The sequence below is a fragment of the Phaeovulum molybdatiresistens genome (assembly GCF_023544865.1).
GTDB lineage: Bacteria > Pseudomonadota > Alphaproteobacteria > Rhodobacterales > Rhodobacteraceae > Pontitalea.
Genome location: NZ_JAMJFX010000019.1, coordinates 1 through 26,533 on the forward strand (window position 1 = coordinate 1; position 26,533 = coordinate 26,533).

The 26,533-nt window shown below is 62.4% G+C and carries 29 protein-coding genes; 14 read left to right on the forward strand and 15 right to left on the reverse strand.

The window, feature by feature from the left end:
• Nucleotides 1–161: 161 nt before the first annotated feature.
• Genes MXB90_RS12750 through MXB90_RS12770 form a run of 5 tightly spaced genes read right to left on the reverse strand, consistent with a single transcriptional unit; the run spans nucleotide 162 to nucleotide 4,179 of the window.
• Nucleotides 162–2,546 (reverse strand): VirB4 family type IV secretion/conjugal transfer ATPase, encoded by a 2,385-nt coding sequence (locus MXB90_RS12750; protein ID WP_250045611.1) that lies wholly within the window; start codon nucleotides 2,544–2,546, stop codon nucleotides 162–164.
• Nucleotides 2,536–2,814 (reverse strand): VirB3 family type IV secretion system protein, encoded by a 279-nt coding sequence (locus tag MXB90_RS12755; protein ID WP_250045519.1) that lies wholly within the window; start codon nucleotides 2,812–2,814, stop codon nucleotides 2,536–2,538. The genes MXB90_RS12750 and MXB90_RS12755 overlap by 11 nt, the downstream gene beginning before the upstream one ends.
• A gap of 9 nt (nucleotides 2,815–2,823) precedes the next feature.
• The gene (locus tag MXB90_RS12760) at nucleotides 2,824–3,114 is read right to left on the reverse strand and encodes a TrbC/VirB2 family protein (protein ID WP_024811680.1); all 291 of its coding nucleotides are present in this window, start codon (nucleotides 3,112–3,114) and stop codon (nucleotides 2,824–2,826) included.
• Nucleotides 3,111–3,767, reverse strand: a complete 657-nt coding sequence (locus MXB90_RS12765; RefSeq protein WP_462982305.1) for a lytic transglycosylase domain-containing protein — start codon at nucleotides 3,765–3,767, stop codon at nucleotides 3,111–3,113. Before MXB90_RS12765 ends, MXB90_RS12760 begins: the two co-directional genes overlap by 4 nt.
• A gap of 52 nt (nucleotides 3,768–3,819) precedes the next feature.
• On the reverse strand, nucleotides 3,820–4,179 hold the full coding sequence (locus MXB90_RS12770; RefSeq protein ID WP_210730706.1) for a hypothetical protein: 360 nt from the start codon (nucleotides 4,177–4,179) through the stop codon (nucleotides 3,820–3,822).
• 194 nt (nucleotides 4,180–4,373) lie between these two features.
• Here MXB90_RS12770 and MXB90_RS12775 point away from each other — a divergent pair, with 194 nt between their 5' ends.
• Nucleotides 4,374–4,649, forward strand: a complete 276-nt coding sequence (locus MXB90_RS12775; protein WP_250045521.1) for a hypothetical protein — start codon at nucleotides 4,374–4,376, stop codon at nucleotides 4,647–4,649.
• Between the two features lie 179 nt (nucleotides 4,650–4,828).
• On the forward strand, nucleotides 4,829–5,830 hold the full coding sequence (locus tag MXB90_RS12780; protein ID WP_250045523.1) for a DUF4236 domain-containing protein: 1,002 nt from the start codon (nucleotides 4,829–4,831) through the stop codon (nucleotides 5,828–5,830).
• Between the two features lie 103 nt (nucleotides 5,831–5,933).
• Here the strand turns inward: MXB90_RS12780 and MXB90_RS12785 are convergent, their stop codons facing one another.
• The 6 genes from MXB90_RS12785 to MXB90_RS12810 all read right to left on the reverse strand — a co-directional run bounded on the left by MXB90_RS12785 (nucleotide 5,934) and on the right by MXB90_RS12810 (nucleotide 10,494).
• Complete coding sequence (locus MXB90_RS12785; RefSeq protein WP_250045525.1) at nucleotides 5,934–6,761, reverse strand: sulfite exporter TauE/SafE family protein; 828 nt, start codon at nucleotides 6,759–6,761, stop codon at nucleotides 5,934–5,936.
• The gene (modC, locus tag MXB90_RS12790; RefSeq protein ID WP_250045527.1) at nucleotides 6,758–7,858 is read right to left on the reverse strand and encodes a molybdenum ABC transporter ATP-binding protein; all 1,101 of its coding nucleotides are present in this window, start codon (nucleotides 7,856–7,858) and stop codon (nucleotides 6,758–6,760) included. Before modC ends, MXB90_RS12785 begins: the two co-directional genes overlap by 4 nt.
• Entirely contained in the window at nucleotides 7,858–8,526 is a 669-nt protein-coding gene (modB, locus tag MXB90_RS12795) for a molybdate ABC transporter permease subunit (RefSeq protein WP_250045536.1), read from the reverse strand. Before modB ends, modC begins: the two co-directional genes overlap by 1 nt.
• 3 nt (nucleotides 8,527–8,529) lie before the next feature.
• Nucleotides 8,530–9,321, reverse strand: a complete 792-nt coding sequence (gene modA / locus MXB90_RS12800) for a molybdate ABC transporter substrate-binding protein (RefSeq protein ID WP_250045544.1) — start codon at nucleotides 9,319–9,321, stop codon at nucleotides 8,530–8,532.
• A gap of 65 nt (nucleotides 9,322–9,386) precedes the next feature.
• Nucleotides 9,387–9,758, reverse strand: a complete 372-nt coding sequence (locus tag MXB90_RS12805; RefSeq protein ID WP_250045545.1) for a winged helix-turn-helix domain-containing protein — start codon at nucleotides 9,756–9,758, stop codon at nucleotides 9,387–9,389.
• Nucleotides 9,759–9,894: 136 nt separating this feature from the next.
• Nucleotides 9,895–10,494, reverse strand: coding sequence for a rhomboid family intramembrane serine protease (locus MXB90_RS12810; protein ID WP_250045546.1), 600 nt, complete (start codon nucleotides 10,492–10,494; stop codon nucleotides 9,895–9,897).
• Between the two features lie 305 nt (nucleotides 10,495–10,799).
• On the opposite strand from MXB90_RS12810, the gene MXB90_RS12815 reads away from it, so the two are divergent.
• From MXB90_RS12815 to MXB90_RS12825, 3 genes are all read left to right on the forward strand, one after another.
• On the forward strand, nucleotides 10,800–11,456 hold the full coding sequence (locus MXB90_RS12815; RefSeq protein WP_250045547.1) for a hypothetical protein: 657 nt from the start codon (nucleotides 10,800–10,802) through the stop codon (nucleotides 11,454–11,456).
• Nucleotides 11,457–11,694: 238 nt separating this feature from the next.
• On the forward strand, nucleotides 11,695–12,537 hold the full coding sequence (locus MXB90_RS12820) for a hypothetical protein (protein ID WP_250045548.1): 843 nt from the start codon (nucleotides 11,695–11,697) through the stop codon (nucleotides 12,535–12,537).
• Nucleotides 12,538–12,689: 152 nt separating this feature from the next.
• Nucleotides 12,690–13,154, forward strand: coding sequence for a hypothetical protein (locus MXB90_RS12825; RefSeq protein WP_250045549.1), 465 nt, complete (start codon nucleotides 12,690–12,692; stop codon nucleotides 13,152–13,154).
• Nucleotides 13,155–13,172: 18 nt separating this feature from the next.
• On the opposite strand, the gene MXB90_RS12830 is transcribed toward MXB90_RS12825, so the two are convergent.
• Complete coding sequence (locus MXB90_RS12830) at nucleotides 13,173–14,384, reverse strand: helix-turn-helix domain-containing protein (protein WP_250045550.1); 1,212 nt, start codon at nucleotides 14,382–14,384, stop codon at nucleotides 13,173–13,175.
• A 262-nt stretch (nucleotides 14,385–14,646) separates the two neighbouring features.
• Here MXB90_RS12830 and MXB90_RS12835 point away from each other — a divergent pair, with 262 nt between their 5' ends.
• From MXB90_RS12835 to MXB90_RS12865, 7 genes are all read left to right on the forward strand, one after another.
• Nucleotides 14,647–15,531: a recombinase family protein gene (locus tag MXB90_RS12835; protein ID WP_250045551.1), complete on the forward strand. Its 885-nt coding sequence runs from the start codon at nucleotides 14,647–14,649 to the stop codon at nucleotides 15,529–15,531.
• Between the two features lie 292 nt (nucleotides 15,532–15,823).
• Nucleotides 15,824–16,969 (forward strand): plasmid partitioning protein RepA, encoded by a 1,146-nt coding sequence (gene repA / locus MXB90_RS12840; protein WP_250045552.1) that lies wholly within the window; start codon nucleotides 15,824–15,826, stop codon nucleotides 16,967–16,969.
• Nucleotides 16,959–17,888, forward strand: a complete 930-nt coding sequence (locus tag MXB90_RS12845; protein ID WP_250045553.1) for a ParB/RepB/Spo0J family partition protein — start codon at nucleotides 16,959–16,961, stop codon at nucleotides 17,886–17,888. Before repA ends, MXB90_RS12845 begins: the two co-directional genes overlap by 11 nt.
• 203 nt (nucleotides 17,889–18,091) lie before the next feature.
• A complete protein-coding gene (locus MXB90_RS12850) occupies nucleotides 18,092–19,204 on the forward strand; it encodes a helix-turn-helix domain-containing protein (protein WP_250045554.1) in 1,113 nt (370 codons plus the stop codon).
• Nucleotides 19,205–19,331: 127 nt separating this feature from the next.
• Nucleotides 19,332–21,503: a ParB/RepB/Spo0J family partition protein gene (locus tag MXB90_RS12855; protein ID WP_250045555.1), complete on the forward strand. Its 2,172-nt coding sequence runs from the start codon at nucleotides 19,332–19,334 to the stop codon at nucleotides 21,501–21,503.
• A gap of 99 nt (nucleotides 21,504–21,602) precedes the next feature.
• Nucleotides 21,603–22,076: a hypothetical protein gene (locus tag MXB90_RS12860; protein WP_250045556.1), complete on the forward strand. Its 474-nt coding sequence runs from the start codon at nucleotides 21,603–21,605 to the stop codon at nucleotides 22,074–22,076.
• Nucleotides 22,077–22,481: 405 nt separating this feature from the next.
• On the forward strand, nucleotides 22,482–22,646 hold the full coding sequence (locus tag MXB90_RS12865) for a hypothetical protein (RefSeq protein ID WP_007803240.1): 165 nt from the start codon (nucleotides 22,482–22,484) through the stop codon (nucleotides 22,644–22,646).
• Nucleotides 22,647–23,014: 368 nt separating this feature from the next.
• Here MXB90_RS12865 and MXB90_RS12870 read toward each other — a convergent pair whose 3' ends face one another.
• Both MXB90_RS12870 and MXB90_RS12875 read right to left on the reverse strand, forming a co-directional pair.
• On the reverse strand, nucleotides 23,015–23,470 hold the full coding sequence (locus MXB90_RS12870; protein WP_250045557.1) for a hypothetical protein: 456 nt from the start codon (nucleotides 23,468–23,470) through the stop codon (nucleotides 23,015–23,017).
• 4 nt (nucleotides 23,471–23,474) lie between these two features.
• Nucleotides 23,475–24,602, reverse strand: a complete 1,128-nt coding sequence (locus MXB90_RS12875; RefSeq protein ID WP_349665910.1) for a helix-turn-helix domain-containing protein — start codon at nucleotides 24,600–24,602, stop codon at nucleotides 23,475–23,477.
• Here MXB90_RS12875 and MXB90_RS12880 point away from each other — a divergent pair.
• On the forward strand, nucleotides 24,584–25,126 hold the full coding sequence (locus MXB90_RS12880) for a hypothetical protein (protein ID WP_250045559.1): 543 nt from the start codon (nucleotides 24,584–24,586) through the stop codon (nucleotides 25,124–25,126). The genes MXB90_RS12875 and MXB90_RS12880 overlap by 19 nt on opposite strands.
• Before the next feature lie 241 nt (nucleotides 25,127–25,367).
• Here the strand turns inward: MXB90_RS12880 and MXB90_RS12885 are convergent, their stop codons facing one another.
• Nucleotides 25,368–25,688 (reverse strand): H-NS histone family protein, encoded by a 321-nt coding sequence (locus MXB90_RS12885; RefSeq protein ID WP_250045560.1) that lies wholly within the window; start codon nucleotides 25,686–25,688, stop codon nucleotides 25,368–25,370.
• Between the two features lie 424 nt (nucleotides 25,689–26,112).
• Between MXB90_RS12885 and MXB90_RS12890 the strand changes: the two genes are divergently transcribed.
• Entirely contained in the window at nucleotides 26,113–26,517 is a 405-nt protein-coding gene (locus MXB90_RS12890; RefSeq protein ID WP_250045561.1) for a single-stranded DNA-binding protein, read from the forward strand.
• The last annotated feature ends 16 nt before the right edge of the window (nucleotides 26,518–26,533 follow it).

The window sequence follows — 26,533 nt, forward strand, 5'->3', positions numbered from 1 at the left end:
GACGGCGGCCCCCATGGTCGAGATCGTGGTTGTGTTGCTCGCTGCCTGTGCGGGCGCGTCGCGGAAGTTGAAGCAGTTGGCTTGCGCGGGATTATGCTGTGCACAGGCTGCCAGGGTCAGGCCGAGCCCGAGCAGCACGGCGCTGCGGATGATGGTACGGGTCATGTCACTCTCCAGAAATCAGGACGGTCGCGATAATCAGCGCCGGCAAGCGCTTCGCCTTTCTCCATTCCGCCAAGGATGGTCACGAGCGGGCCGAGCGCGCTGAGATCGGCATCGATCACGACGGAACCCCGGTCGTCGCGGACAAGCGCGAGCCGCGAGGCGGAACCGACGCCCAGGAGCACGTCGAGTTCTTTCTCGCTGAGGCCCAGCATGGCGTAATCTGTAGCAGAGGCGCGGATGTTGGGCAGGAGCACCTGCGTCGGCACGGCTTCAACGATGGTCTTGCCGGTCCGGGTGCGCTCGAGCTGGCTCGCATACTGGGTCATCATCACGACGACCGCGTTTTGCTTGCGCGCAGTCACCAGCCAGTTCGAGAGCCGCTCCGCGAAATAGGCGTTGTCGAGCGCCTTCCAGGCTTCGTCGATGACGATGATCGTGGGCTTGCGGTCTTCGATCACGCGCTCGACCCGGCGGAAGAGGTAGGACAGGACCGCCATGCGTTCCCGCTCACTCTCGGAATCGAGGATGCCGGTGAGGTCAAAGCCCGCGACGTCTCCATCGATGCTGAAACTGTCCTCGGCATTGGCCCCGAAGATCCAGCCGTAGCGACCCTCGGCCGTCCATTCCTGCATACGCTCGAAGAGATCGCCCTCGTCATCGGTCGAGACCAGCAGCGAGGCGAAATCCGACCAGTTTCGTAGGCCCGCATGTCCTGCGCTCGCGTTCTGGCGCACGACTTCCTGCAATCGGTTGGTCTGAACCGGGGTTAGCGGTCGATCGCGCCGCTCCAAGAGGCTCGCGAGCCAATCAGCAAGCCATGCCTGGCCCCGCACGTCGATCTCGGTCTGGAGCGGATTGAGGCCCGTGGGGCGCCCCGCCCGCACGGTCGAATAGCTGCCGCCGAGCGCGCGGACGGCCATCTCCATGCCCGCGCGATAGTCGAATACGAAGACCCGCGCACCTGCCCGCCGTGCCATGGTCATCAGGAAAGCCGCCAGGACGGATTTGCCGGAGCCGGGACGGCCGAGGATCAGCGTATGGCCTCCCGTGGGTTCGCGATCCGGCGCGCCCTGTTCGTGGAAGTTGAAGCGGAACCCGCTGCGCTCGGGCGTCGGAAAGAGTGTGATTGGCACCCCCCAAGGGACTTCCCCGCCTGTCTTGCCAAGGGGTGTGCGGTGGAAGGTCGCCAGATCGGCGAAATTGTGGTTCGTGATCGCAGCCTTGCGGCTCCGCGCCCCGGTGTTCCCGGGATGTTGCGCCATGAAATGCGCCCGCGCACCGAAGGCTTCCGAGATCAGGTTGATGCCGGAAGTGGCGGAGATGTTGCGAATCTCTGCCGCGATATCGTCGAGTGCGGCCTGGCTGCGCGCATAAACCGCCACTGTCATGTGGTGCTCGCCGAAGATCAGGCGCTTCGATTCCAGATCGTCCTGCGCGAGTTCCAGCTCCTGCGCGAGGCTGACGGCCCCATCATTGGCGGCCTGCATCAGGCGCAGCTGCCGCTTGATCCGGCCCGCCATCATGTTGGCGTTGATCGGCACGAAGGAATGCGTGACCACCATGTCGACGGGCAGGTTCAGATCGTCGAGCATCAGGCTGTCGGTCTTGGCGGGGTAGTTCTTAACCGCAAAGATCGCGCCGAGCTTGTCGCCGACGGCACCGTCGGAAAGGGCGATGGTCGTGCCGCGGAAGGTGACGCGGGTATTGGCGACATCCTCGGCGATCACGCCCAAGCGTGACCGGGGGAAAAGCGGATGCTCCTCGCCCGTGTTGAGCGAGCCGAGGAAACCCAGAAGCTCGCCAGTGCTGGCCGCGAGCAGTCGGGGTTTCAGCTCGTCAAACGACGACAGCAGAAACCCCACAACCTCGTCGAGCTTGCGCAGACGCCGCGTCGTGTCCGCCGCATGCCGCGCGCGGGATGCCCCCAGACCGAACGGCAAGCGGCTGCCTGCCTCTGGGCGCTTCAGAACAGTCAGGGTCAGCGTCTTGTCGCGCAGGCCAGATTGACCCAGATGCGCGCGCCAGCGCTGGTCGACGGCGGCCGCGAAGCCCTCGCCCGGGATGGGCGGCAGGGTCACATCGACCGCTTTCGACACCTTGTGCAGGTAGAAAGAGAACTCGGTTCCGACCTGCGCGACGATGCCGGCGAGAAGCCCGCCGATCCTGTCGAGATGGGCATCCTCGCTCGTGGTGCTGTTCACCCCTTCGAGCCGGATGCATTGCATCAGCTCGTTGCCGCGCGTCCGGATCGTCCGGTCGGTGACAAGGCTGACATAAGGCAGCATGGACGAGAGCCGCTTCTCGCCCTTGACCCATGCGGGCAGTGCCGTCAGCGGATCGAGCGCCTCCGCCACGTCATCGGCAAGTCCATCACGGGGCATAGCTGTCGCCCCCATGGAGTTTGCGGTTCGCCGTGGGTGGGGTTTCCTGCAAGGTAATCACCAGGACATCGAGAAAGTTCGGATCCCAGTCTGCGGCCTTCCAGAGCGCCGGCCAGGCCAGCCCCGCGAAAACGACCACCACCCAGCTCTGCACCCAGAGAAACAGCAGCGTCGAGCCAAAGAGCCAGACCATGGCGTACATGATCGGCAGGCCCATCAGCTTGGGTGGCCTCAGAAGGCCGATGAACACGCGGGACTGGTCGGACATGGGCGTTTCTCAGGTCGTCCAGATGGCAGCGACGATGGTGGGCGCTGCGGCGATGCCCGCAATCGCGACAACGACCCAGAGCGCCTGACGGAAATCGAGGATGCCGAAGAGCCAGGAGAGGAACACGCCGATCAGCGCGAGCGTGCCGATCACAATGCCCAAGGGGCCGGTGATCGCATCGACGATGCCCTGCAGAAGCGTCTGCACCGGCGATAGGTCAATGCTTTGGGCCAGCGCGGGGCCCGCCAGCACGATGAGGGCCATCGCGCCGAGCGCAACAATAGAAGATTTGGACGTCACGACAGGTCTCCTCTCAGCCGCTGGAACACGGATGTCACACGGGCCACATGGCCTTGGGTTTCTCGAAAGGGGGGAATGCCGCCATGGCGGGTGACCGCATGGGGACCGGCATTGTAGGCGGCGAGCGCCAGCGCGGGATCGCCAAACTGCTCGAGCATCATCAACAGGTAACGGGCCGAGCCGTCGAGGTTCTGGGCGATATCATGGGGGTCAACACCGAGATCGCGCGCGGTGCCCGGCATCAGCTGGCCGAGCCCGATGGCTCCAACCGGGCTCAGCGCGCCAGGATTGTACGCGCTCTCGACCTCGATGTTGGCGCGATAGAACAGCGCCCAATCGGTGACCGACAGGCCCGCCTGACGCAGAGCGTCATGGCTGCCGTAGCGCAGCGCTGTGGTCTCGATGGCGTGGAGGATTTCTGGGGTGGCGCGGGCAGCGCGCGGGGCGACCGCTGCGGCAGCCGTCACATCGCTCAGGGGGGCATCATCCCCATGGGACTGCGGTGCTGCAAAGAGAAAGAGACGATCTGGAAGGGGCCCATTCTGGGCGTCTTCGTCACCGGTGAACGAGCGCAGGGTGCTCGTGGACTCGGCCGTATCGATCAGTCGACCATCGGGACTGACCTGGAAGATGAAACCGTCGGCAAGGGCCAAGGGTGCGGAACAAACACCTGTACCCAGTGCAACGACGAGCGCAAACGCGCGGTCAGTTGTCCTTGACCAGAACCGGGCCGGTCCGTGGCTCGGACGTGCGCCCGGGTGCTGCGTGACGCTCGCGGGCACCTTCGACGAGCGGGATGCTGGCAGTCGTGCAGCCCATGTCGGCGAGGAAGCTGACAAGACCGACGATGGTCTTGAAATCACGGAGCTTGAGGACGCTGCGGCTGGTGACGAGCATCTTGTCGTCGCCGCCATCCGGGGCAACGGCTCGGATGACCCAGGCGCCGTACCAACTGTTGTGGCGCTTCTCGGCGCCTTCCTTGCAGACCACCTCGATGAGGTAACCTTCGGCAAGGAGGCCGCGCAGCCCGTCTTCTGTAACCACATTCGGTGCTTCTTCTATCATGGCCTTCCCTTGGGTCCTTCTTCTGCCTGGGTGCAGTCTCGGGCCCACGGGGTCGCAACACCGCGGGCGATACAAGACAACACGAACGATAGCAAGACAATTAAAACGACTTGACGCAGATTGCCTTGCTCCGATAACGGTGATAGCTGACAAAGTCGTGATCTTAAAGGCGGCAAAGGAGTTTTGCCCTGCACATGTCCTGTGCGTGCAACATCCCCCTGGCGCTGCTGATCACCGTCCTTGTGGTGGGTGATCCGGCCCATGCCTGCATCCCGCCCGAACGGCCGTTCCTGCCCGCGTCCCAAGATGACATGCGCGCCTACGCGGATCTGATCCGGGGGGATTTCGAGGCCTATATCGCCGATGTGCAGGATTACTTCCGCTGCATCGACGCGGAGCGCGCGCGGGCCTTTATTGAGGCCAGGGAAGTGAGCGAGGAATACGGGCGGTTCATCGAGGCTGTCGAGTAGCGCCCTTCCCGCTGGTACGGGCCGCCCTGATCCTGTGCCGATGATACATTGATGATTTTGTTGAAGCATGTTCGGCCCGGAGCCCGTCCAAGGCCCCCACGCATCGGTTGCTTATGCGGCGGCCATGCGGTTCAATCAGGGTTCGCCTCCGCCCAATTTACCGAAAGGATTTACGCCCCGTGTCTTTGCGTTTCTGGCAACGTATCCGTCTTGCGCCTGGGGTGACGCTGAACCTCTCGAAATCGACGGCCTCTCTGTCGTTCGGACCGCGCGGTGCCAAATACACCGTCAGCCCCCGGGGGAATCGAGCCACACTCGGGCTGCCCGGCACGGGCCTCTTCTACACCATCCAGGATCGCAAGGGCGCACATGCAGCCACCCCAACGCGGGACAAGCTATCCCTCGGGTTTTTCCGAAGGCTCGTGACTCCACCCGAGGAAAAGGCGCTCATGGACGGGCTGCGTGCGCTCAACGACGGTGATGAGGATGCTGCACTGTCCCAGCTGGAAACTGCAAGCGATCTGCCCGACGCGGCCTGGATGGCCGGCATGATACGCTTGAAGCGGGAGGCATTTGAACAGGCGCGCGGGCATCTAGAAAGCGCGCTTGCGGCGAGCGATAGGCTCGGCGCGCTGTTCTTGAAATATGATCTCTCGCCGCAAAGCACCCTGCCGATCGCCAAGGGCATCTTTGCACATATCTCCCCCACCGAGCGGGGCACACGGCTTGCGCTGGTGGAACTGTGCGAGGCGAGCGGGGACGCCGAAGGCGCGGCGCAGCATCTCGAGCGGCTTTTGGTCATCGCGCCGGAGGATCCCGTGGTGCTTTTGTCCTTCGCCCAGATCGCGCTCGACACACCCCAAGATCACGACCTGCTGGACCGGGTGATGGCCCTGACCGTCGCCACCCAGAACGAGACACCCATCGACACAGGGATTCTGCTCTACCGGGCTCGGGCGCTCGCTGCGCGCGGCCTGCCTGACGCTGCCATCGACGTACTCACCCGCGCTGGCCGCCGCCGCAAGGACCGCCCGGATCGTCTCCTCCACCAGATCCGTTACGACCGCGCGGAGCTTTACGCACGCGTGGGTCGCAAGGCGCAGGCACGGCGTGAGTTCGAGAAGCTCTATGCGGAAGCACCGGAGTTCGAAGGCTTGGCTGAGAGACTGGGATTGAGGTGAATAGTGCGTCGCGATGGGTGGATGGACGTTCGGTATTTTTCCAACGATTGTCTCTTACTGCCCTCACCAGTCATTCAAAACCCCAACACAAGCCTTTGAACTACTATCCATCCGTCACCGGCGTCATGGATGGCAGATGACGGAAGACACCCCACGCAGACCATATCAGAATGATCCCGAGGCCGATCTTGAGCGCCCTGCCGGGCACCAGACCGAGCGCCAGTGCGCCGAGGATCGCGCCGAGGACGGAACCCGCTCCGAGGGGCAGGATGGTCCTTCGCCAGACTGCCCGCTCGCGCAGGACCGACCCAGCACCGAAGTGCCGCACCAAGCCGACTACGATTGTAGGTATCCCCACCAGCATCGACATCGAGCCCGCAACCTTCACGTCCACGCCGAAGAGGAGGATGAACACGGGGATGATCAGTTCGCCCCCAGCCACACCCAGAAGGGATGAGACGAGGCCGATCACCACCCCGCAGACGGCGGCGATCAGCACGGTGGGGACAATCCCTTCGCCGACAAGCCGGGTCGATTCGGCTACAAAAACCCCTTCGGCGATCAGCACGCAGCCAAGGGCGACCAGCAGGATCAGGATCAGCCGGCCCAGCAGCTTGTCTGAGGCGCGGCGCAGCCAGCCCGCGCCGACCCAAGCCGCCGACATGGAGCCTGCGAGCATCGCGATGACAGCGGGCAGATGTGCGGCGATTTCGTTGATCGGGACGGTGGCCGCCCGGAACGGAAAGGCGGCAGCCAGCACGATCAGGCTGGCCACAAGGTTCACCGCCACCGCCTCGCGCGCCGAGAAGTGCAAGGCGCCGACTAACGCGGGCAGACGGAACTCGGCCCCGCCGAGGCCGATCAGCCCGCCCGCCGTGCCGACCGCGGTGCCGATGCCGAAGGACAGCGCGGGGCGGTTCGGGCGGTTCATTCCGACGCCCGGCCCATATCGGGCGTGTGCGCGACGTGATCGCGGGCGACCGACATGGATTTCAGGATGGCATGGACGGTCTCGCCGGGCGCCAACACCATCTGCTCAGCCGCGCGGCGGGTGATGCGGGCGAGCATTTCGTGCCCGGCCACATCGATGTGCACCATCACCCCCGGACCAGCGCCCGGCACGACCCGCGCGACCTTGCCCGCGATGATGTTCTGCGCCGACAACCCCTCGGGCCGCAGCCGCGACAGGATCACGTCATGCGCCATGATCCGCACCCGCACCCGCGTTCCGGGCGCACCCTCGACGCCGGGCAGGAACAGCGGACCCGTCGGCGCATCCAGCCGGGTCAGCCCGTCGGCCCCATGCTCGACGACGACGGCAGGCAGCATGGCCGCGACTTCGCGGATGCCCATGGCACGCAGGGCGTCTGGGTCAGCCATGACCTCGGCCGTTGTACCGGTCCGCACGACGCGGCCCCTCTCGATCACTACCATGCGGTCAGCCAGAAGCTGTGCCTCGTTCATGTCATGGGTGACCAGCACCACCGGCATGGCCAGCGAGGCGCGCAGGTCGATGATCTCGCCATAAAGCTTTTCCCGGGTCGCGCGGTCCACCGCAGAGAACGGCTCATCTAGCAGCAGGGCCTCTGGTCGGCGCGCCAGCGCGCGCGCCACCGCCACCCGCTGCTGCTGTCCGCCGGAAAGCTGGGCCGGCTTGCGGTCGGCCAATCCGTGCAGGTTCACCAGATCAAGCACCCGCTCCGCTTCGCCCAGGTCGGGCGTATCCATTGCCGCTATGACGTTCTGCACCGCCGTCATGTGCGGGAAGAGGGCGTAGTTCTGGAACACGATCCCGACCCGGCGGCGATGCGTGGGTAAATCGACGCGCGCAGCAGTGTCCAGCCACGCCGTGCCGTTCACCGCCACCCGCGCCACCTGTGGCCGCCACAGTCCGGCAATCATGCGCAGCAGCGTCGTCTTGCCCGACCCAGAATGCCCGACTAGCGCCAGCAGTTCGCCCGGTTCCACCCGGAATGCCACGTCGAGCGGGATGGGCACATCCGCCTGCGCCATCACCTCCAGCGCCATCAGGACAACCTCCGCCCCATGCGCGCCGACAGCCAGTAGGTCAGCGCGATCGTGAAAAGCGAGATGGCGACCAGCACCGCCGACATGATCCCGGCACTGCGGTCGTCGAAGCCCTGCACCTTGTCATAGATCGAGATGGCTATGGTCTTGGTTTCGCCAGGGATCGACCCGCCAACCATCAGCACGATGCCGAACTCGCCGAGCGTATGGGCGAAGGTCAGCACCATGGCGGTCATCAGGCCCGGCCAGGCCAGCGGCAGCTCCACCTTCCAGAGTGAGGCAAGAGGCGACATGCCGCAACAGCTTGCCGCCTCGCGCACCTCCACCGGAATCGCCTCGAAGCCGCGCTGTGCGGGCTGTACGGCAAAAGGCAGGTTGAAGATGACGCTCGCCACCACCAGCCCCTCGAAGCTGAACACGAGCTGGTGGCCGAACAGGCCCTGCCACAGATCGCCCACGGGCGAATTGCGCCCGAAGGCCACCAGCAGGTAGAAGCCGAACACGGTCGGCGGCAGCACCAGTGGCAACATCACCAGCGCCTCGACCATCCCCTTGGCGCGGAACTGGCGATAGGCCAGAAACCGGCCCATCAGGACGGAGATGGGAAGCAGGATCGCCACCGTCCATGCCGCCAGCCGCATCGACAGCCAGAGAGCCGTCCAGTCCATGGATCACTCGCCGTCCGGCAGCACGAAACCGTAGCGTTCCATGATCTCGCGGGCCGCCGGTTCCTTCATGTAGGCATAGAAGGCCTCGGCCACCGGCCCTGCGTTATTCAGAAGCGCCATGCGCTGGCGCAGCGGTTCATGCCAATCCTCGGGGATCAGCGCATAGGTGCCGCGCGGGCTCACCTCGGGGGCCAGCGCCAGCGAATAGGCGATGATGCCGCCCTCGGCGTTGCCCGAAAGCGCGAACTGCGCGGCCTGGCTCACATTCTCGCCCAGCACGATCACCTGTTGCAGGTCGTCCCACAGCCCGCGTGTGATCAGCGCCTCGCGCGCCCGCATCCCGTAGGGCGCGTGATCGGGATTGGCGATGGCAAAGCGGGTGATCTGTCCCGCCGCAAGCATCTGCTCCAGAACGTCGAGTTCCTCGTCCGCCGTCAGCGTCGATCCGTTCGGGACCATGACGACGATCCGACCGACGGCGTAAAGATCGCCTTCGTCGCGGGTCAGGCCTTCGGCGTGCAGGTCTGCGATGAAGGCCTCGTCGGCGGCCATGAAGATCTGGAACGGTGCACCTTCGCGGATCTGGCGGGCAAAGTTGCCCGTCGAACCGAAGGACAGGCGGACCTCCATCCCCGTCTCTGCGGTGAAGGCTTCTGCGATCTCCTGCACCGCGAATTGCAGATCGGACGCCGCGGCGACGACGGGCGCATCGTCCTGCGCCAGCGCGGGACCGAACGCGAGGCCAAGTGCGGCAGCGGCGGCGAAGACGGATCGGCGGTTGAATACCAGCGGCATTGGGTGGCTCCCGTTAGATATGTTTCCTGAAACATATCGTCAAAATCGACGCGGTCGGTCAACCGTTATTTTTCTTCGGGAATATCCCTCAGCAACGCTTGCATCGCCTCCAGCCGTGTGGCGCCAGCGTTGGCGGCCTCCATCTCGAAGGCGCGATAGAGGCCCAGGACATGGCGGCCCGTATCGGTCAACACCGCGCCGCCGCCACCCGGCCCCCCACGCGTGCTGTCCACCAGCGGTTCGCGAAACATCGCGTTCAGCGTGCCGATCAGCTGCCAGGCACGCTTGTAGCTCATCCCCATTTCGCGCCCCGCCGCAGCGATGGACCCGCAACGGTCAATGCGTTCGAGCAACTCAGCCTTGCCGGGGCCGATCATTTCGGCGTCACCGAAGACGATGCGGATGCGCAGGCGGGGGCGATCGGTTTTGTTTTCCATATCGCCACATTCGTCTCAGCACTCTCGATTTGCAAGTATGCAGGAATAGGCGACCACGCCCCAAGAGTATCCGCTTTTTTATAGGTAGAAGCTCGCGTCTGTGGCCGAAAGGAAGCTTGGTAGCGACTTTGGGGCCTCATTCCAGATCGACGCCGCCGAGGCGCGGCGCATGGACATGCGTTCGGACCAAGAACGCAGCGGCCGCGCCACCGATGGCACCAAAGAGGTGCGCTTCCCAAGACACGCCAGGCTGGCCTGGAAGAACGCCCCAGAGAATGGAATCAAATAGGACCCCGACCACCAATGCCGCGCCTAGCGTGATCAGCGAGCGATCCACGAGGCCGCGCACGACGAGGAAACCGAACCAGCCGAAGACCAGTCCCGACGCGCCGATATGGATAGCGGAGCTGCCGAACACCCAGACTAGGCCTCCCCCGAGGCCGATCACCACGGCGTTCACCGGCAGCAAGGCCCTCGTGGTTGTTGCCACCAGCAGTCCACCCATCACCAGAAGCGGCGGCGTATTGGCCATCAGGTGACCGAAGCTTCCATGCAGGAGGGGCATTGCGATGACACCATCCAACCCACCGAGGTATCGTGGGATCAGCCCGAACGCCCGGTTCAGGCCATAGCCGGTGATCCAGTTGACGACCTGGATCGCCCAGAGCAGGGCGACAAAAGCAACAAGCGCCGCGGCGCGCGGCATAAAGGCGCGCATGTGATCCCGGTTCATCATGGCGGCGACAGTAGACGTCTCCGCAAGGCCTTCAACGGCTTTCACGCGCCGTTGGGAAACGGCTAGAAGACCGAGGTTCAGCGCGGCGGACCTCGCCACGGCTCAAACCAAGAGCGCGGCTGCCTACCGAAGGCTATGGCGAGGCATCAGAGCTTGATCTTCAGGAATGGAGAACGCCATTCCATCCCTTGTCGCACTCCTTCGAAGCACGACCGAAGCGCACGCCGTCCCCGTGGCGATCAAATCCGCTTGCTATCGTTAGTGTTGTTTTGTATCGCCGCACCATTATAGCTGGAGTCGGCGTCATGAATCACAAGGTCCGGACCGCAGCAGCAGCTGCGGCCATCACAGTATCGAGCCTCGTCGGTTCGATCGAGCCGGCGCAAGCCTACCAGGTCGACTGTGCCATTCTGCTCTGTCTCGCGGGCGGCTGGCCGGCATCGGCGCCCTGTGCCCATGCGCGTGCGGTCTTCATCCGCAGGATCACACCCTGGCCGATCGAGCCACCCTTGCAGATCTGGCGTTGCCCGATGGGGGCGTCGTTCAACGCCCCTTCCCCGCTCTCGCCGATGGACCGGCTTTACGACATCGCCTTCCAGGAGGCACCTCAGGCCAGCGTTCCGCAAGCTCCCCTGCCCCTGGTCGAAGTCCAATCTGACGAGCAAGCCGACATCGACATTTCGGGCGACGCCTTCGACTTCGTCCGGAGCATCCGTGTCTTTCACATCCAGTTCAGCCAGCGCGAAAACAGTGAAGGCGACTGCAACCGTTACGACGCCACGCGCCTCGGTTCCTACGGTCTGCAGGGTGACTATCGATGGACACGGTCGAGTGTCGCCCAGGTCCCGCCCGCATCACAGCTGCCCGACACCGGGCACTGCAACTGGGTCAGCTACCGCTCGGTCTTCGTGGACTGGCGGGATCACGAGGGGAACTACGGTTTCGAAGAGGTCCGCTACTGAATTTGCCCGGGCCTGCCGGTGGCAGGTCCGCACCTGATCATCTTGCACCTGTGACGGTGCACCGAACCCAAAAAGGGAAACGACGCCAGACCGAAAAGCCTGACGCCGCACTAGAAGAACCCGTGAACAAGGATCTTCTAGCGCACTGTCCGAACCGCCGCAACCAGCAAAGTTGTTTTGCTGGCAAGAATGTTGTTTGCTCTAGGCATGGGGTCGTCTCTCACAGGAGACACCGACTATGGAACCCACGACCGGCCTGATCCTGAGACGGATCACCCAGACAGAGCTGTCTGTTTCCGCCCATAAGCTGGCGACCGTCATCCTCGACGCCATCGCGTGGAAGGAGGGTTACAACGGATTACCCCGCGGGACGGCCGCCTTCACCCTCGCCGACCTGGCGTCCAAGATGGGCATCTCGCGCCAGTACCTGACCGAGCTGCTGGCTGAACTCGAGGCGTCCGAGCTGGAGTTGAAGCGAGAGAAGCCCAACGGCAAGTTCGCGCCCTGGCTGTTTCGCTTCACGGCCTTCGATACTGAGGACGAAGATCAGGATGTTGCGTCAGGCACAGGCGACACATCACTATCTAGAGAAAGAAATAACAAAACTATTTTTTCAGGACAGATCACCATTTCTGAAGCATCCAACGTCTTTCAGACGTGTTGGGCGGACCTGATCAAGGCAGCAAAGAGGGCCCTGCCCTGCTGGAACGTCGACACGCAGGTGATCTGGGACCGCTTCCTTGCCTTCAACCGGGCGCGCGGTAACGACAGGGTTCCTGCCGGCTACCTGCTCGGGTTCATGCGCCGATGGCGAACCTCACCCGGTTCGGAAAGCCGACCAGCGGAAGCGCCAACTCCGCAGCGGGTGGCTGGCCCGCGGGAGCGAGAGTTGCACGCTCAGATCAAAGCCGCACCCAGCGGCAACCGGCAGTTTCACGCGTCAGACCTGTGTCGGCTCATTGGGCAGGCTGCCTACGACGCGCGGGTCGTCGATGTCATCCGGCAGTTCGGCTGTCCAAGATTCACTGCGACGCTCGCCGTTCATGGGAGGGCCGTGATGGCCGGCGAGATTTCGCGATGACTTTGCGGTGCTCCTGCGACACCGCCTGCGCGGGCTCACGTCATAGACCAGAGACGATTTCCGTCAGGCATCGAACGCATTGGCGTTGAGCAGATGGACATCGTGCGAATACCATCACGCTAAATTTCGACCGCAAGGTCACGATCACATTCATGAACCAGGAGAAGCCATTGAACCTTCAACGCGCCATCGAAATCGCTGCAGAAGCCCATCGGGAACAAACCGACAAGGCCGGTGCGCCGTATCTGCTCCATCCGCTCCGGGTGATGATGTCATTAGAGACCGACGACGAACGGATCGTGGGCGTCCTGCATGACGTCGTCGAGGACGGGCCCGGCTGGACATTCGAGCGCTTGGAAAAAGAAGGGTTCTCGCCGACTGTGATCGACGCCTTGCGCCTCGTCACAAAGAGGCCCGAGGATGAAGGCGACGGCGAGGCTGTCTACGTGGGCTTCGTTCGGCGCGCCAAGGGCAACAAGATTGCGCGTCGGGTCAAGACAGCCGACATCCTCGACAACCTGAATGCGTCGCGACTAACGGCGCTGACCGAAAAAGACATGCGCCGCATGAACCGCTACCTCGCTGCTCTGCGGGAGCTGCGGGATGCAGACGCCTGACAGGCACGTATCCGAGTGTCATTGGCGCGCGGCCAGCACATCGTAGAGATCCTCAGCCGACAGCCCATCAATTCGATCAGAGGTCGACCTTGCCTCTGTCGCGCGCGCCTCGACGATCCGCCACATGCGATAGCGCCCCTGCCCCGTGACCTCCCGGATCAGGTCCCGCTCCTCCATCCAGTCGATGTTGCGCTGAACCGTTGCCCGATGCGCGCCTGTCAGTTTCTCGGCCATCTGCACCGAAATCAGAGGCCAACTTGTGAAGAGATCCCGCAGCATCGGCGGCGTCTTGCCCGAGAGCGGCGCCATCGTTCGCTCCGCAGCCGCCGCCCAAGCCTCGATCTCCTCGAGCCTACGCAGGGCTGCGAAGGTCGCGCTCTCCATCGCGTTCAGCCAGCGCGCCAATCGGGCTGGTGGGTCCCCAATCGCGCGGAAGCCTCCTCCCCCGCCCATGGCGATCGGTGCGAAGATCGCGCCGGGCATGCTCCCTGACGGTGCGAGCTCGGTAATCGCAACACGCGCAGCCGTCACCGCAGCCTCGAGTGGATCGTCGACCGGCGAAAGCTCCGCGACATGCCAGAGATGGAAGCCCATGCAGGCCCGCGCCACGGGATGGAGGTCCTCGGCCTGATCCATCATCGCGAGCCATCCGGCGGCCCGGTCCTCGAAGGCTTCGCGCTCTGCCATCTCGACCACGCGCGAGGGAGCCTTGGCATCTTCGATGCGCTCCCCCTGCCCCGGGCGGTCGCGCCGATCGAGAAAGGTTTCGAGGTCGCCCACACCTGACCGATGCGCCAACGGCGAGGGTCCGCCGGTCAGCCGCCGCACGGTCCAGCCGATCCGGTACAGCGCTTGCGCATCATCCGTTACGGTCGAAACCCGCAGCGCCATGTAGAGCGACAACCGGTCGAGCCCGATCCGGTCCTGCGTGAGCCAGCTGAGATCCGCGGCTTCAATCAGGGCAAGCCGCTGCCGCCAGCCAGCCGGGCCTCGGCGCAGGCGTTCATCGAGGATTCCCAGGCGCGCAGCAACACGGGCGAGCTGCGCCGCCTGCCCGGCCTCGGCCGCGCGCCAGGCATCGACGACTTCGGATTCCTTCGCCTCAGGCGGAGGTCCGGGCGGCAGGTAATCCGGTTCGTCCTCTATCGGCCCGGGCAGGAACCAGAGGTCGGCGTCATCCTTGCCCTCGGACGCCTCCAAGTCATCGAGAGGCATCTGGTCATAGTCCATGTTTGTAAGGCGAAATCGGCTCATGCGCGCATTATAGAGCTATTTTGCGTGCTTGACGATGGAGTTTGAGGGGCTGCGTTTTTTTCTACTATAGAGGCGCCCGAGGCCCCTGTCTTCTCAAGAACGCTGGCGCGCCTCTCGCGGGTTTCAGCCCATAGATAAAAGGCTTCCCGAACTCAGCGGGACGAGGGAAACGCCCCTTGCGCGCGTTCACAAACGGTCGTTTATTGGCAGTATATGAATCTGCAAACGGCCTGTTTTTATGCCCTTGATCGGCTATGCGCGCGTCTCGACCGAGGATCAGACCCCCCTGCCACAGTCGCAGGCCCTGAAATCCGCGGGCTGCGTCGAGATCCACGAAGAGCAGGCCTCGGGCGGCAACCGTGCACGGCCCGTGCTGGCCCGCGTGCTCGAGCGGATTGGCAAGGGCGACACGCTGGTCGTCGTGCGGATCGACCGCCTGGCGCGGTCCCTCTCGCATCTGTTGGAGGTGATCGAGCGGTTGGAGGCGAAAGGTGCCTTCTTCCGCTCTCTGACCGATCCGATCGACACGTCCTCGCCGCAGGGCAAGTTCACCCTGCAAGTTCTCGGCGCCGCGGCCGAGTTCGAGCGCGCCCTGATCCGCGAACGCACCAAGGCGGGGCTGGCCTCGGCGCGCAGCGAGGGTCGGATCGGCGGCAACCCGGGACTGCGCGCCCGCGATCCCGCGGCGCTTCGCAAAGTGCGGCTGGCGAGGCAAGACGGTTACATGGATCGCCTGAACGAGACGGCGCAGGACTGGGTACCGCACGTTCGTCGCCTGCGGCCCGACATGGCCTGGGAGGACGTGCTGCGCATCATCAACGGCCCCCTGCCCCATGAACGCCAGTGGACACAAAGCCGATTGCTCCGCGCTGTGAACGCGTATGTGCGGGATGGGTTCTTGGACGAAACCGTGTTGGGCCGTGCCGGTCGCCGCGATACCGACGACCGTTTGCCGGCCATCGTTGCCGGCATCAAGGGCGCAAACCCGGAGATTACGCTGCAAGAAATCTGCAACAGGCTCGAGAAAATGCGGGAGCGGACGCCGCGTGGGCGGACCAGCTGGCAGCCGTCATCCGTGAAGATGCTGTTGGAGCGAGCCGAGAGGCTGGGGCTGCTTGATTGAAGTCGCGGGAATCGCCATGCGATTCTTTTGATCTGCAGTCCGTAGGCGTCCACAATACATATTGTGGCCACGACGCCACGACCCACGAGCTGTTGAAGTACGCTGCGAACAAGGCCACCCAACGCACTGATACTTAATGGTTTTCTCTCGTCAGAAATCAGCCCCTTCAACGCGCATACGCCGCTCAACGGTTTGGGCTGGATTTACTCACCAAAACTGTTAAGGTCTACAAAACAATAAAGACTTGAGGGCAGTGATGAGCGGGATACGAGCCTCTCAAAGATTCGATGTCATGTCCAAGCGGCTTGGTAGCCGGTTGCGAGAACATGCGCAGGAGACCTTTCCACCGGATGCCCAGAAGGGCCTCCGCCGCTTCGCGATGCGGGAAGCGGCCGATCTCCTACGGCTCAACCAGAACACCTTCCGCCACCATGTGTCAAACCTCGAAGGCTTTCCCGAAGGTATACTCGAGGGTGGCAACCGCCGCAGTTTCTCTGCCGAGGAAATGGTCGAGGCCCAACGCGTCCTTCTTGAGACGGGCAGGATTAAGCCCGATGAGCACCCTCACAGAAGAGCCGGAGAACCGTGCCAGGTCGTGACAATCTTCAATCTGAAGGGCGGGTCCGCAAAAACGTCGACCGTAGCTCATGTTGGTCAGCTACTGGGCCTTCGCGGCTATCGGGTCCTGCTGATCGACCTCGACAGCCAGGCAAGTCTGACGAACCTGTTCGGGGTGACCCCTGAACTCGATCCGGACATGCCGACCTCCTACGATTTGATCCGGTCGGAGGGTCCCCTGCCCGCCTCCGAAATCATTCGCAAAACGAACTTCCCGACGGTCGACCTTATCCCCGCCTCCATGGACATCATGGAGTATGAGTTTGAGGTCGCTTTGAGCTTCAGGCACGGAGCCACCACGTTCCACAGCCGGATCCGCGAAGCACTTGAGCCTGTCCTAGACAGATATGACGTGGTGATCTTCGACACCCCGCCGCAGCTGAACTTCTCGGTGATCTCTGCCCTCTTTGCTTCCACCGGAGTCCTGATCCCGCTCAACGCGTCCATGCTTGATGTCATGTCTCTGGCAAGCTTCCTCGGTATGGCAAGCAACCTGATGGGCGTCGTCGAGGCGCATGCTCCCGAACACGGTCTAAACTTCGTGCGGGTGCTGATCACCCGCTACGAGAATACCGATGGTCCACAGGTCCAGATCTCGTCTCTGCTTCGGACGGTCCTTGGCGATGCCGTCCTCCCGGCCGAGTTCCTGAAGTCGACAGCGGTAGGTGATGCCGCCAATACGCAGCAGAGCATCTTTGAGGTCGAACCTCGCGACGTGAACCGCAGAACCTACGAGCGTGCAATCGAGTCCGTTTCGCGCGTGACCGACGAAGTCGAACGCGAAATCCTAAAGGCATGGGGGCGTAGCCATGGCGCGTAAGGTCTTCGGAGATTCCCTCAAGAACGCGATGGGCAATGCCGCGACCGCAGAAGAGGACGTGGATCTTGATCTGAAACGTACGAGCCCGACAGTCGCTCGTGCGCAAGCATCCGTGCTTGAGGAAGACAAACACGCCACGCGCCTGATCGACCCGAGCGCCGTGCGGATGTCCGCAGTCATGGACCGTATCGATCCGAGCGATGGCCTCGAGGAACTTGTGTCCTCGATCCGGGAGCATGGGCAAAAGGTTCCCATTCTTGTCCGCCGAACCCAGGATGGCGCACTTGAAATCGTCTATGGGCGCCGCAGGCTTCTCGCCTGTCGTGAGCTTGGTCAGAAGGTGCGCGCCACGGTCATGGAAATGACCGAAGAGGAAGCACTGATCGCCCAAGGCGTGGAGAACAATGCCCGCCAAGACCCCTCGTTTATCGAGAGGGCTTTGTTCGTCGCCGGCATCATTCGAGAACTTGGGAAAACAGACGAGACGCGCAAGAACGCCCAGACCATCGCCTATCGGGCACTCCAGATCGATGAGTCTCTCGTCTCTCGGATGAACCGTATCGCGACGGGCATTCCGATGGAGCTGATCCAGGCCATCGGACCAGCACATGGCGTTGGTCGGCGGGTCTGGGAGAAGCTTTTCAGGCTGTGCGAGAAGGACGTTTCGAGAGCCAAGGAAGTCGCCCACGAAATCCCCCGTAGCTTGCCTGGCCCAGAGCGGCTTGACGCAGCGGTTACGCTACTCACGGCCACCAAGACAACTCCGCCCAAGGCTGAGCTAGGTGAGCGCGTGAAGATCGGCCGCAAAGGCAATCGTATCACTATCGATGTGGACGCTGATCTTGCACCACGCGTCGAAGAGGCGGTCCGAAAGCTGATCGGAGAGCTTCTTGACCGCGGTCAAGACGGCCCAAAGTGACGACCCCGTGTCTTGACCGCGGTCAAGACATCAAGAGCAACGAGCAGAAAACGAAAGGAGGAACGGCTAGAAAAGGAAAGACCCCCCGAAAGCGGTGCTTCCGAAGGGCCTCAATCAGTCTCGACACCTGATTGATACCCCCAAAACGAATCGAGTTCAACACCGCTCGCGGTGACCGGGGAAGCTTTTTCTTCCGAAACACCATGAGACATGTCACTCAAGCACGAACCGCCTTGGCGGAACAGCCAGCTATTGCCTGCCCTAACCCCTACGAGCTTCTGGGGCCGGTACGGGTTCTTCGGAAAGACCTGAACCTCACGAGCAACGACGTCACCGTACTGACAGCTCTCATCAGCTTTCTTCCGCGCGATCAGAGCCCCAACTCTGGTGAAACACAGTGCAAGCTGACCGTTGTGTTTCCTTCCAACGCCTCCTTATCAGAGCGCGCAAACGGCATTGATGAAAGAACGCTTCGCCGCTGCCTCGGGCGCCTTGAGGCTGCGGGACTCATCCAGCGAAAGAGTTCAGCGAATGGGAAACGCTTCCCTCTCCGCTACGGAGGCATCATTAGGGATGCATTTGGGATCGACTTGGGTCCGCTAATGCAGGGCCACGACGCTCTTGCAGCCAGAGCATCGAAGGTCACGGAAGAGCGTGAGCGCCTGCGCTCCCTCAAGGCAGAAGCCTTAGCGCTGCGCGCGTCCCTCCTACAGGACGAACAGCTCCATGACGCACGACGGGCTTCACTGGAAACGATCCGAAACCTGCTTCGTCGAGCAACCCTGACTGCCGACACAGTCTTGCAAATCATCGCTGGTCTCCGCGAGCTCGGAGCCAACGCCAAGCCGAGCTACGGAGAGAGCCACGATTCAAACACCCGTGCGGACCGAGAGCAATCGCAAGATCAAACCCTCGGACGTGAGTGCACGAGCGAAATGTCCGCCAGGAACGGACAAAATGACCGGCAGATAGAGTCTGTAAAAAAAGAACATATAAAGAAAGAAACGCACATTAAGCAGACCAACGCTTTCCAAAGCGTTGGGACAGCGACCATGAACCGGGACCCTGCAAAAATGGCGTGGACGGACTTTTCACATGTCGCGGACTTCTTCCCAGACCCGCCGCGAACAGGCGAAGCCCTCAACCGCGTTCTCTTCGACATCGGTCGATTGCTTAGAATACGCCAAGAAAAACTGATGCGTGGTCTTCAGAAAGCTGGGGCTGGACGGCTTTTGCTGATCTTGGACTACCTGTTGGGAAAAGGCGAAGCGATCAGGCAGCCCGAGGCATACTTTGAAACGATCATGAAGGCATAGAGCATCCAACTTGCACGTCTTGACCGCGGTCAAGACGGACGAAGAGAGGAAAAGGTTGGGGGTTTGAGGGGTGACGGGAAGTGAGATCGGGAGAGTGGCTTCCGACGCCCGTCGTGGAGAAGATCTGATGACGAAAGCAGCCCAGAACATCACCCTGTCCCCGTCGCGGGACATCCCTTTCAACAAGCTCGTGCTGAGCCAGTCAAACGTACGGCGCATCAAGGCTGGCGTCTCCGTTGAGGAACTGGCCGAGGACATCGCCCGCCGCGGGCTCCTGCAGAGCCTGAACGTCCGGCCCGTGCTCGATGCCGATGGTGTAGAGACCGGCACGTTCGAGATCCCGGCCGGTGGCCGCCGCTTCCAGGCGCTGTCGCTCCTGGTGAAGCAGAAGAGGCTGGCGAAGGCCGCGCCGATCCCCTGCATCGTGCGGGATGCTGCGTCCAACATTCTGGCCGAGGACGACTCGCTGGCAGAGAACATGCAGCGCGTCGCTCTGCACCCGCTGGACCAATTCCGCGCCTTCGTGGCCTTGCGCGAGAAGGGTCAGGGCGAGGAATCAATCGCCGCGGCCTTCTTCGTGACGCCGCAGATCGTTAAGCAGCGCCTGAAACTCGCGTCAGTGGCCCCTGCCCTGCTTGAGGTCTATGCCGAGGACGGCATGACGCTCGAACAGCTGATGGCCTTCACGGTGAACCCGGATCACGCGCGTCAGGTGCAGGTCTGGGATGCGGTGAAGAACTCTTGGAACAAGGAGCCCTATGCCATCCGGCGCATGCTCACTGAGACCTCGGTCCGGGCGTCTGATCGTCGCGCGGTCTTCGTCGGTGTCGATGCCTATGAGGCGGCCGGCGGTGTCGTTTTGCGCGATCTCTTCCAGGGCGATGACGGTGGCTGGCTGGAGGACCCTGCCCTGCTCGACCGGCTGGTCTCCGAGAAGCTTCAGGAGGAAGCCGAAGCGCTGACCTCCGAGTGCTGGAAGTGGATCGAGGTCGCTACCGACCTGCCCTATGGCTACAGCCATGGCCTGCGGCGTCTGGCCGGTGACCCTGCGCCGATGACCGACGAGGAAAGCGTGGCCCACGCGACGCTGCTCTCCGAATATCGCGGGCTGGAGGAGGAATACTCTGGTCAGGACGAATACCCCGAGGAGATCGATGCCCGGCTTGGGCAGCTCGAGATGGCGATGGAAGCGCTCGAACAGCGGCCGATGATCTACGACCCGGCCGACGTTGCGCGCGCTGGCGTCTTCGTGACGCTGGATCGGGATGGCAGCCTTGCGATCTATCGCGGCTACGTCCGGCCCGAGGACGAGCCGCGCGAGGAGACCGCGGTCCAGGATGGTGATGGCGCGGATGCGATGGGGCAGGGGGACGATGTCGTAGGTTCCAGATGGAAACCGTCGGCGACCTCCGCCGGGGGTACCGTCATCACCTCGGGCGGTCACCCGATCGGCGCGGACGCATCCGACGAGGAAGACGACGGGGCGCTGAAGCCGCTGCCCGAGCGGCTGGTCATGGAACTGACCGCCCACCGGACCCTCGCGCTGCGCGAAGCCATCGGCCGCTCGCCCGACGTGGCACTTACGCTCCTGCTCCTGAAGCTGGTGACGGACACCTTCCGCAGCTCTTCGGCCTCAGGCAGCTGCCTCGAAGCCTCGGTCCGGCACGTCTACATGTCGGCGCAGGCACCAGACCTGAAGGACAGCGTCGTGGCGAAGCTCGTCGATGAGCGTCACGCGGCCTGGGAGGCCGATCTGCCCCTTGGCGACGATGCCGCGCTCTGGGATTATCTGACCGCGCTCGGTCTGGGCAGCCGTCTGGCCCTTCTGGCACATTGCCTCAGCTTCGGGATCAACGCGCTCCATGAGAAAGTGAATCCCTATGGTGCGGGCATCTCCGCCAGCGGCCTGACTCGTCGCATGGCGCATGCCGATCTCGTGGCGCGCGCTGTCGATCTCGACATGGTCGAGGCGGGCTGGGAGCCGACGGTCGATGGATATCTCAACCGTGTGCCGAAGGCCCGGATCCTCGAGGCTGTGCGCGAGGCGAAGGGGGAGGGGACTGCCCAGCTTCTCGATCACCTCAAAAAGGGCGAGATGGCCACCGAGGCCGAGCGGCTTCTCAAGGGCTGCGGCTGGTTGCCCGAGGTCTTGCGCCGGGCCGATCTGGCGGCATGCGACGGTGAGGATCTCGCGGAAGGGCAGGGGGAGGACGCGAGCGCGCCCGACGACATCGATCTCCCGGCTTTCCTGACGGCTGATTTGCCGGAGAGTTCCGCGTCGATGATGGCCGCAGAGTGATCTGAGCCATCCGGGGGCGGGAAAACCCGCCCCCATTCCAACAAAGTACAGCAATATCAATATGATGAATGCGAAAGCTCGTATTCGGGATGAGGAATCATGTCTGCAACAACCATCATCGATACAGCCCCTCTGGGGGCACTGATCCGCTACAACGACGGCAGTCCCAAGCCGCCGGCACGTTTCACCAAGAAGCTGGCAGCCTGGGAGCGTTCGAACGGCGTCGGCCGTCTCGTGAAGAAGGAACCGCCTCGGGTCTATCCGACCTGGACGGCACCTGCCTCTTTCACGCTGCATGAAGGCAACTTCTCTTCGGACGGGGTGATCCTCGTCACGATCATGCGCAGCCATTCGGCCGACAGCCGTCTGATCTTCGAGGTGGCTGAGGCACCGAAGCGCGGGCAGGTGCGCGTGCTTCTGGACTTCGGTGGCAACACCGAGCTGCTGCATCTGGCGGAGTCCGTCACCGCGGCGGAGCTTTGGATCGCGCGGGAGGGCTATCGCAACGCGCGGCTTGAAATCGTCGGCGCCGAAGACAGCAATAGGGCAGGGGGCGCGGACCTGGCCGCCTGAGCCCTGACAAGGCGTGAGGGGCCTGCCGAAGGGCGGGCCTCTCACCGACCAAGAACCTCGTCCCACGATACCGCGGGGCGCCATAGGATCCATCCCCCAATATGGAGGTCTTCAACCACGAGCCTGCCCGGGAGGCTGGCGGCGTTCCAAGCATCAGCGGGAGAACCGGCTCCTGACGTTGGGGCACCATCCCCCGCTCGCCATTCCCTTCCTTGCCCCGAATCCCGTCTTCGAGATCAACCCGCAAAGGGGTCGGACTACGGGCGAGCCCGTGCCGCCGGGTGGATTCGGCCCCGTTTCACTTTCTTGGGCCGAACGCACCCGGTGATGTCAGCCAGTCTTCGGGCCTGCGGGGTCCTGTCGCGCGGGGGATGGTCCCCCGCCTCCAAGACAGGAGCCAAACAGATGTCCCGCAAAGATGCACACGCCTTCGCCGCTTCCCTCGCGGCCACGCTCATGGTCTCGATCGTCGTTTTCCAGGCAGGGGATGGAACCTTTGGCGCCGTCCCCGCCGATGAAATCGACGGAGACGAGGTCGTGATCGTCTCGGAATACGATCCCTTCGGGTGAGGCTTCGGCCTCACTTTCCGAGGGCCCGGCACGGCGCGGTTACGCTTCCGGGCCTATCGCCGATAGAGTGATCGGCGGTGTCGCTCTTGGGAACACAGTGCGCCGCCTGCGCAGATCGTGGTGCGTATGGGCGGTTTCCGGAAGTTCGCGGCAGCGGCGAACGCACAATGGCCTTGCGGAGTAAGCGGACATTCCGCCAGAGCCTCATTGCGCGCAACAGCTCCATCGGTCTTCCAAGGCTTGGCGTTCTTGCAGGGCGGAATGACGGCATCCGGGAGCGAGGAACCGTGGGTTTGCCAGCGGTAGGTCCCCGGCGGGATTCAAGAGTTGAAACGAGATATGCACTCCCGAAGAAGATGCGTTGTTTGTCAGGCGATTTCTTGGGCGAATTCAGTAAGCGTCATCGCCGTGAAGCCATTCAGTTTGCACTTCTTGCCAATCGACTTGTAGTCTTTTAGTGGCTTCCCTGCGCTGACCATTTTCAAACCCTGCGATAGACAGATTGCGATATTTTCGAAGCGGTCCTCAGGTGGAAACCCACCCAGGAGGCCGCCCCCGTGTTCAACGATGAGGTCTGCTTGAATGCTCTGCTCTGCCACCTTCGGCGTGATATAGCGTTTCGTCCCGATCTGCTGAAACTCCGCGTAGAGTTCCTCGTCGCAATCCTTGAGTTCATTGCTTGTCCGCTTGGCGATTCTCAGGCGACCGTCAGCCAAAGCGTCCACGAACGTGTCGCGGACGAAGTTATTCTGCGTGGACAGGGCTTCTTCTACACCATTGAGATCAATCAGGTACTTAGCATCCAACACTTTGTTCTTGGGCAAGCCACTACTCCCCCAAGACTTCGGCTTGATATTTCGGCTTCAACCCAATGAGCCGATACACGTCGAATTTGTCGAGCAGACCATCGCGCTTTGCAGCCGCGACAGCCTTTATCAGCGACGAACCGTATTGGGTGCGTTTCGTCTGTATTGAGTTGTCTTGCCCCCCAGAGCCGCCCGGCGGGTCCTCGGTATCCTCCTTTGGTGTTACGCCGGTGTACTGCCCCATCCAAGCGCCATAATCGGACCCTGACCACACGCCGATATCGACGAGCCGCAGTGCGATGCACTGCAAGCTGACGCCGATATTACCGGCTAACAATCGGATGTGACTCCAGTTCGACTTTGGGGTATATCGGAATCTGTTGATGGCCTGTTTCAGACCGAGCGTCGGAACCAGCAAATACGCTGCAAATTGATTGCAGAAGGTTTCGATTTTATTCTTACGCACTGAGGCATTCGAAACACCTGTTTTCCCCAGCAAGACATGACAAAACTCATGCGCCAAGGTAAACAGCTTTCTCGCTTTACTCGACCCGCCTGTATTGATCAGGATCGTGTGCGGCCCATCGCCAACCTGGAGATATGCCCCAGAGTACAGATCGGTATCAAACCGGCGATGAATTACGAATACGCCAAGCCCTTCGATGAAGTCGCGCAAATGGGCGTAGACTTTGTGCGCACTGCGCATCTCAAGTTGATCTGAGAATGCTAGGCCCCACTCAGATCGCCATTCCTTAGCAAGCTTGGCGGCGTTCTTCTTGGTAAGATCGCCAGTGTATTTATTGAGCCGCTGATCGGTCGAAAGATCAACATCAAGCGCAACAAGAGATTGTGAGAGCCGTTCCACATATGAAATGGCGGCAATCACTCCGTCAGGCATCAATGACGGGGCTGGATTTGCCTTTCGAAAGTCAGGAACAAGCGAAAGCTGTGGTGCGACTTCGGCAAACAGAGCATGGGGCGGAACGTGTAGAGTTTCAGCAAGAGCAAGCAGTTCGTCGTTGTCAGGCGCTCGGTCACGGTTGAGAATTGCCGAGATTTCGGACTTACTCAAACCGCTTCGCTCAGATAGGCAACTAAGGCTCATCTGGCGGCTGTCGAGGACTGATTGAAGTGACTGTACTGAACGCATTTGTGGATACCCTATTGACGTTCTGGGCCGCTTGCAACGCGGAAGCGCACACGCTGGGCGGTATGTTGAGCGTTCTCAGCGTTGGCGCTGGGTTGTATTTGGGGCTTGCCGTGGTGCAGGTCGTCGGCGCGGGCCGAATGGCCACTCTCAGGAGGCGAGTCGGATCGATCAGGAATTTGGTCAACAAGAACAGTCTCACAAACTGCTCTCACGTCGCGGGCAATTTAGAAGCCAAACTGCTTACAGCCGAGATTGGGTTGGAAACCCTGAGTTCTTCGCTCTTTGCAGCATCTCTAGTGCTGCTGAGCGCTTGCCTTGCGGCGGTTTTTTATGCAACCGCGCTGCAATCCCAAGTAATTAATTGCGCTTTTGTTACGGGAATTGGCCTGTACTGCTTGGTACTACCGCTTGTCATATTCATTGTCTCTTCGATCATCATTCGCTTGAAAACCAGAAGCGTTGCGAAGGAGGTGAAAGAGGCGAGCACGACGGTGAAAACAGCGTTGGCCAGCCGTCATTCATAGAGGAGTAGAATTAGAAGGGCGGGCAAGCCGAGCGACAATTTTGCGGCCAACTCAATCAAGATCTCCTGCTATTTTCGCGCTTCTAGTTGACTGATGTGCAGGCCCTAGTTTGTGGCCGTCAAGGGGCTCTGATGATGTGGCCACCCTCCGACGGGATCGATGTCCGGTTCTGGTAGGCTGCGCTGCAGCGTGAGCCATCTCGGCGAACGGCGGTTTCGGGCCGATCGTGTAGGTCAAGCCTTCAACTGATGGCCAGGTCGCTCGCGGTCTTTCCCGCCTCCAAAGCCTCGACGAACCACTGCGGTTTGCGCCCACGGCCGGACCAGGTGAGCGCCGGGTTCTCAGGGTGCCGGTACTTCGCCGCTGCTGGCGCGCGCGAGGGTTTCGTCTCGGGCCCGACGAGTTCGGCCAGAGAGTAGCCCAGATCCCGTGCGAGAGCTTCCACCTTGGCGCGGGCTTCCGCCTTCTGCCGGTCCTCGAATGTGGAAATTGCCTTGGCGACGTCCTTCTGCATTTTCTTCAGCTCGCCGAGCGACAGTGCCTCGAGATCGTAATCAGCCATTGATGCGTTCCGTGTCCTGAATGTCCCGTTATCGATAGCCCGTCGCGGCAGGTTGCCGCAACTCCCGGAAGGCAAGGGCAGGGGTGGCAAAGGCTGGTGATCACCGTCGTCGCCGCCAGTGAGGTGCTGGACTGGGGTCAGGCTGTCCCGATGGGCAGGGTGACAGGGTCTGGCATGGGCTCCCCGCGCATCTCTGTCTTCTGGGCCATCCCTTCGACTGACAATCCCCTAATCCCGTTCGGGCTCTCGCGCGCAACCCCGCGTCAGTCCAGGCCGTGTTGCCCCTTTGGGGCTGCCCGCTCCACCCCGGTCCTCAGGGGGTTTCCGGCGTCCGTTCCGGCCACCGTGCACGCGTCACCCGACGGGCTTTTTCCGGGTCTTGTCGAAGGGACGGTCCCGAAGACAGGACACACAGGAGCTTATCATGCAGAACATCGTCATCCTCGCCGGCAACATCGGTCAGACCCCCGAAGTCCGCACCACCCAGGGCGGCACCAAGATCACCAACTTCAGCCTCGCCACCTCCCGCCCCCGCCTCTCGGAAGGTCGCGTCCTGCGCGACGAGAACGGCTACCGGGTCATGGACACGGAATGGCACCGCATCACCTGCTTCAACGGTCTCGGCAAGACGGTCGCGGAGTATTGCGAAAAGGGCATGAAGGTCCTCGTCCACGGCCGCATCCACTACACCAAGTGGATCGACAGCATGGGGAACGACCGCTACGGCTGCGAGATCATCGCCGAGAAGGTCGACTTCCTGAGCCGCCCGAAGTCGGCCGAGAACGAAAACCCCGAGCTGGTCGACCGCGACGACGAGATCCCGTTCTGAAGAACGGGGTCTCCCC

Bases quoted from the DNA above. Each gene is read 5' to 3' on its own strand.
- MXB90_RS12750 (WP_250045611.1), bottom strand. From the start codon at position 2,546: ATGCCCCGTGATGGACTTGCCGATGACGTGGCGGAGGCGCTCGATCCG.
- MXB90_RS12755 (WP_250045519.1), bottom strand. From the start codon at position 2,814: ATGTCCGACCAGTCCCGCGTGTTCATCGGCCTTCTGAGGCCACCCAAG.
- MXB90_RS12770 (WP_210730706.1), bottom strand. From the start codon at position 4,179: ATGATAGAAGAAGCACCGAATGTGGTTACAGAAGACGGGCTGCGCGGC.
- MXB90_RS12775 (WP_250045521.1), top strand. From the start codon at position 4,374: ATGTCCTGTGCGTGCAACATCCCCCTGGCGCTGCTGATCACCGTCCTT.
- MXB90_RS12785 (WP_250045525.1), bottom strand. From the start codon at position 6,761: ATGAACCGCCCGAACCGCCCCGCGCTGTCCTTCGGCATCGGCACCGCG.
- modC (WP_250045527.1), bottom strand. From the start codon at position 7,858: ATGGCGCTGGAGGTGATGGCGCAGGCGGATGTGCCCATCCCGCTCGAC.
- modB (WP_250045536.1), bottom strand. From the start codon at position 8,526: ATGGACTGGACGGCTCTCTGGCTGTCGATGCGGCTGGCGGCATGGACG.
- modA (WP_250045544.1), bottom strand. From the start codon at position 9,321: ATGCCGCTGGTATTCAACCGCCGATCCGTCTTCGCCGCCGCTGCCGCA.
- MXB90_RS12805 (WP_250045545.1), bottom strand. From the start codon at position 9,758: ATGGAAAACAAAACCGATCGCCCCCGCCTGCGCATCCGCATCGTCTTC.
- MXB90_RS12810 (WP_250045546.1), bottom strand. From the start codon at position 10,494: ATGATGAACCGGGATCACATGCGCGCCTTTATGCCGCGCGCCGCGGCG.
- MXB90_RS12815 (WP_250045547.1), top strand. From the start codon at position 10,800: ATGAATCACAAGGTCCGGACCGCAGCAGCAGCTGCGGCCATCACAGTA.
- MXB90_RS12820 (WP_250045548.1), top strand. From the start codon at position 11,695: ATGGAACCCACGACCGGCCTGATCCTGAGACGGATCACCCAGACAGAG.
- MXB90_RS12825 (WP_250045549.1), top strand. From the start codon at position 12,690: ATGAACCAGGAGAAGCCATTGAACCTTCAACGCGCCATCGAAATCGCT.
- MXB90_RS12830 (WP_250045550.1), bottom strand. From the start codon at position 14,384: ATGGACTATGACCAGATGCCTCTCGATGACTTGGAGGCGTCCGAGGGC.
- MXB90_RS12835 (WP_250045551.1), top strand. From the start codon at position 14,647: ATGCCCTTGATCGGCTATGCGCGCGTCTCGACCGAGGATCAGACCCCC.
- repA (WP_250045552.1), top strand. From the start codon at position 15,824: ATGTCCAAGCGGCTTGGTAGCCGGTTGCGAGAACATGCGCAGGAGACC.
- MXB90_RS12845 (WP_250045553.1), top strand. From the start codon at position 16,959: ATGGCGCGTAAGGTCTTCGGAGATTCCCTCAAGAACGCGATGGGCAAT.
- MXB90_RS12850 (WP_250045554.1), top strand. From the start codon at position 18,092: ATGAGACATGTCACTCAAGCACGAACCGCCTTGGCGGAACAGCCAGCT.
- MXB90_RS12855 (WP_250045555.1), top strand. From the start codon at position 19,332: ATGACGAAAGCAGCCCAGAACATCACCCTGTCCCCGTCGCGGGACATC.
- MXB90_RS12860 (WP_250045556.1), top strand. From the start codon at position 21,603: ATGTCTGCAACAACCATCATCGATACAGCCCCTCTGGGGGCACTGATC.
- MXB90_RS12865 (WP_007803240.1), top strand. From the start codon at position 22,482: ATGTCCCGCAAAGATGCACACGCCTTCGCCGCTTCCCTCGCGGCCACG.
- MXB90_RS12875 (WP_349665910.1), bottom strand. From the start codon at position 24,602: ATGCGTTCAGTACAGTCACTTCAATCAGTCCTCGACAGCCGCCAGATG.
- MXB90_RS12885 (WP_250045560.1), bottom strand. From the start codon at position 25,688: ATGGCTGATTACGATCTCGAGGCACTGTCGCTCGGCGAGCTGAAGAAA.
- MXB90_RS12890 (WP_250045561.1), top strand. From the start codon at position 26,113: ATGCAGAACATCGTCATCCTCGCCGGCAACATCGGTCAGACCCCCGAA.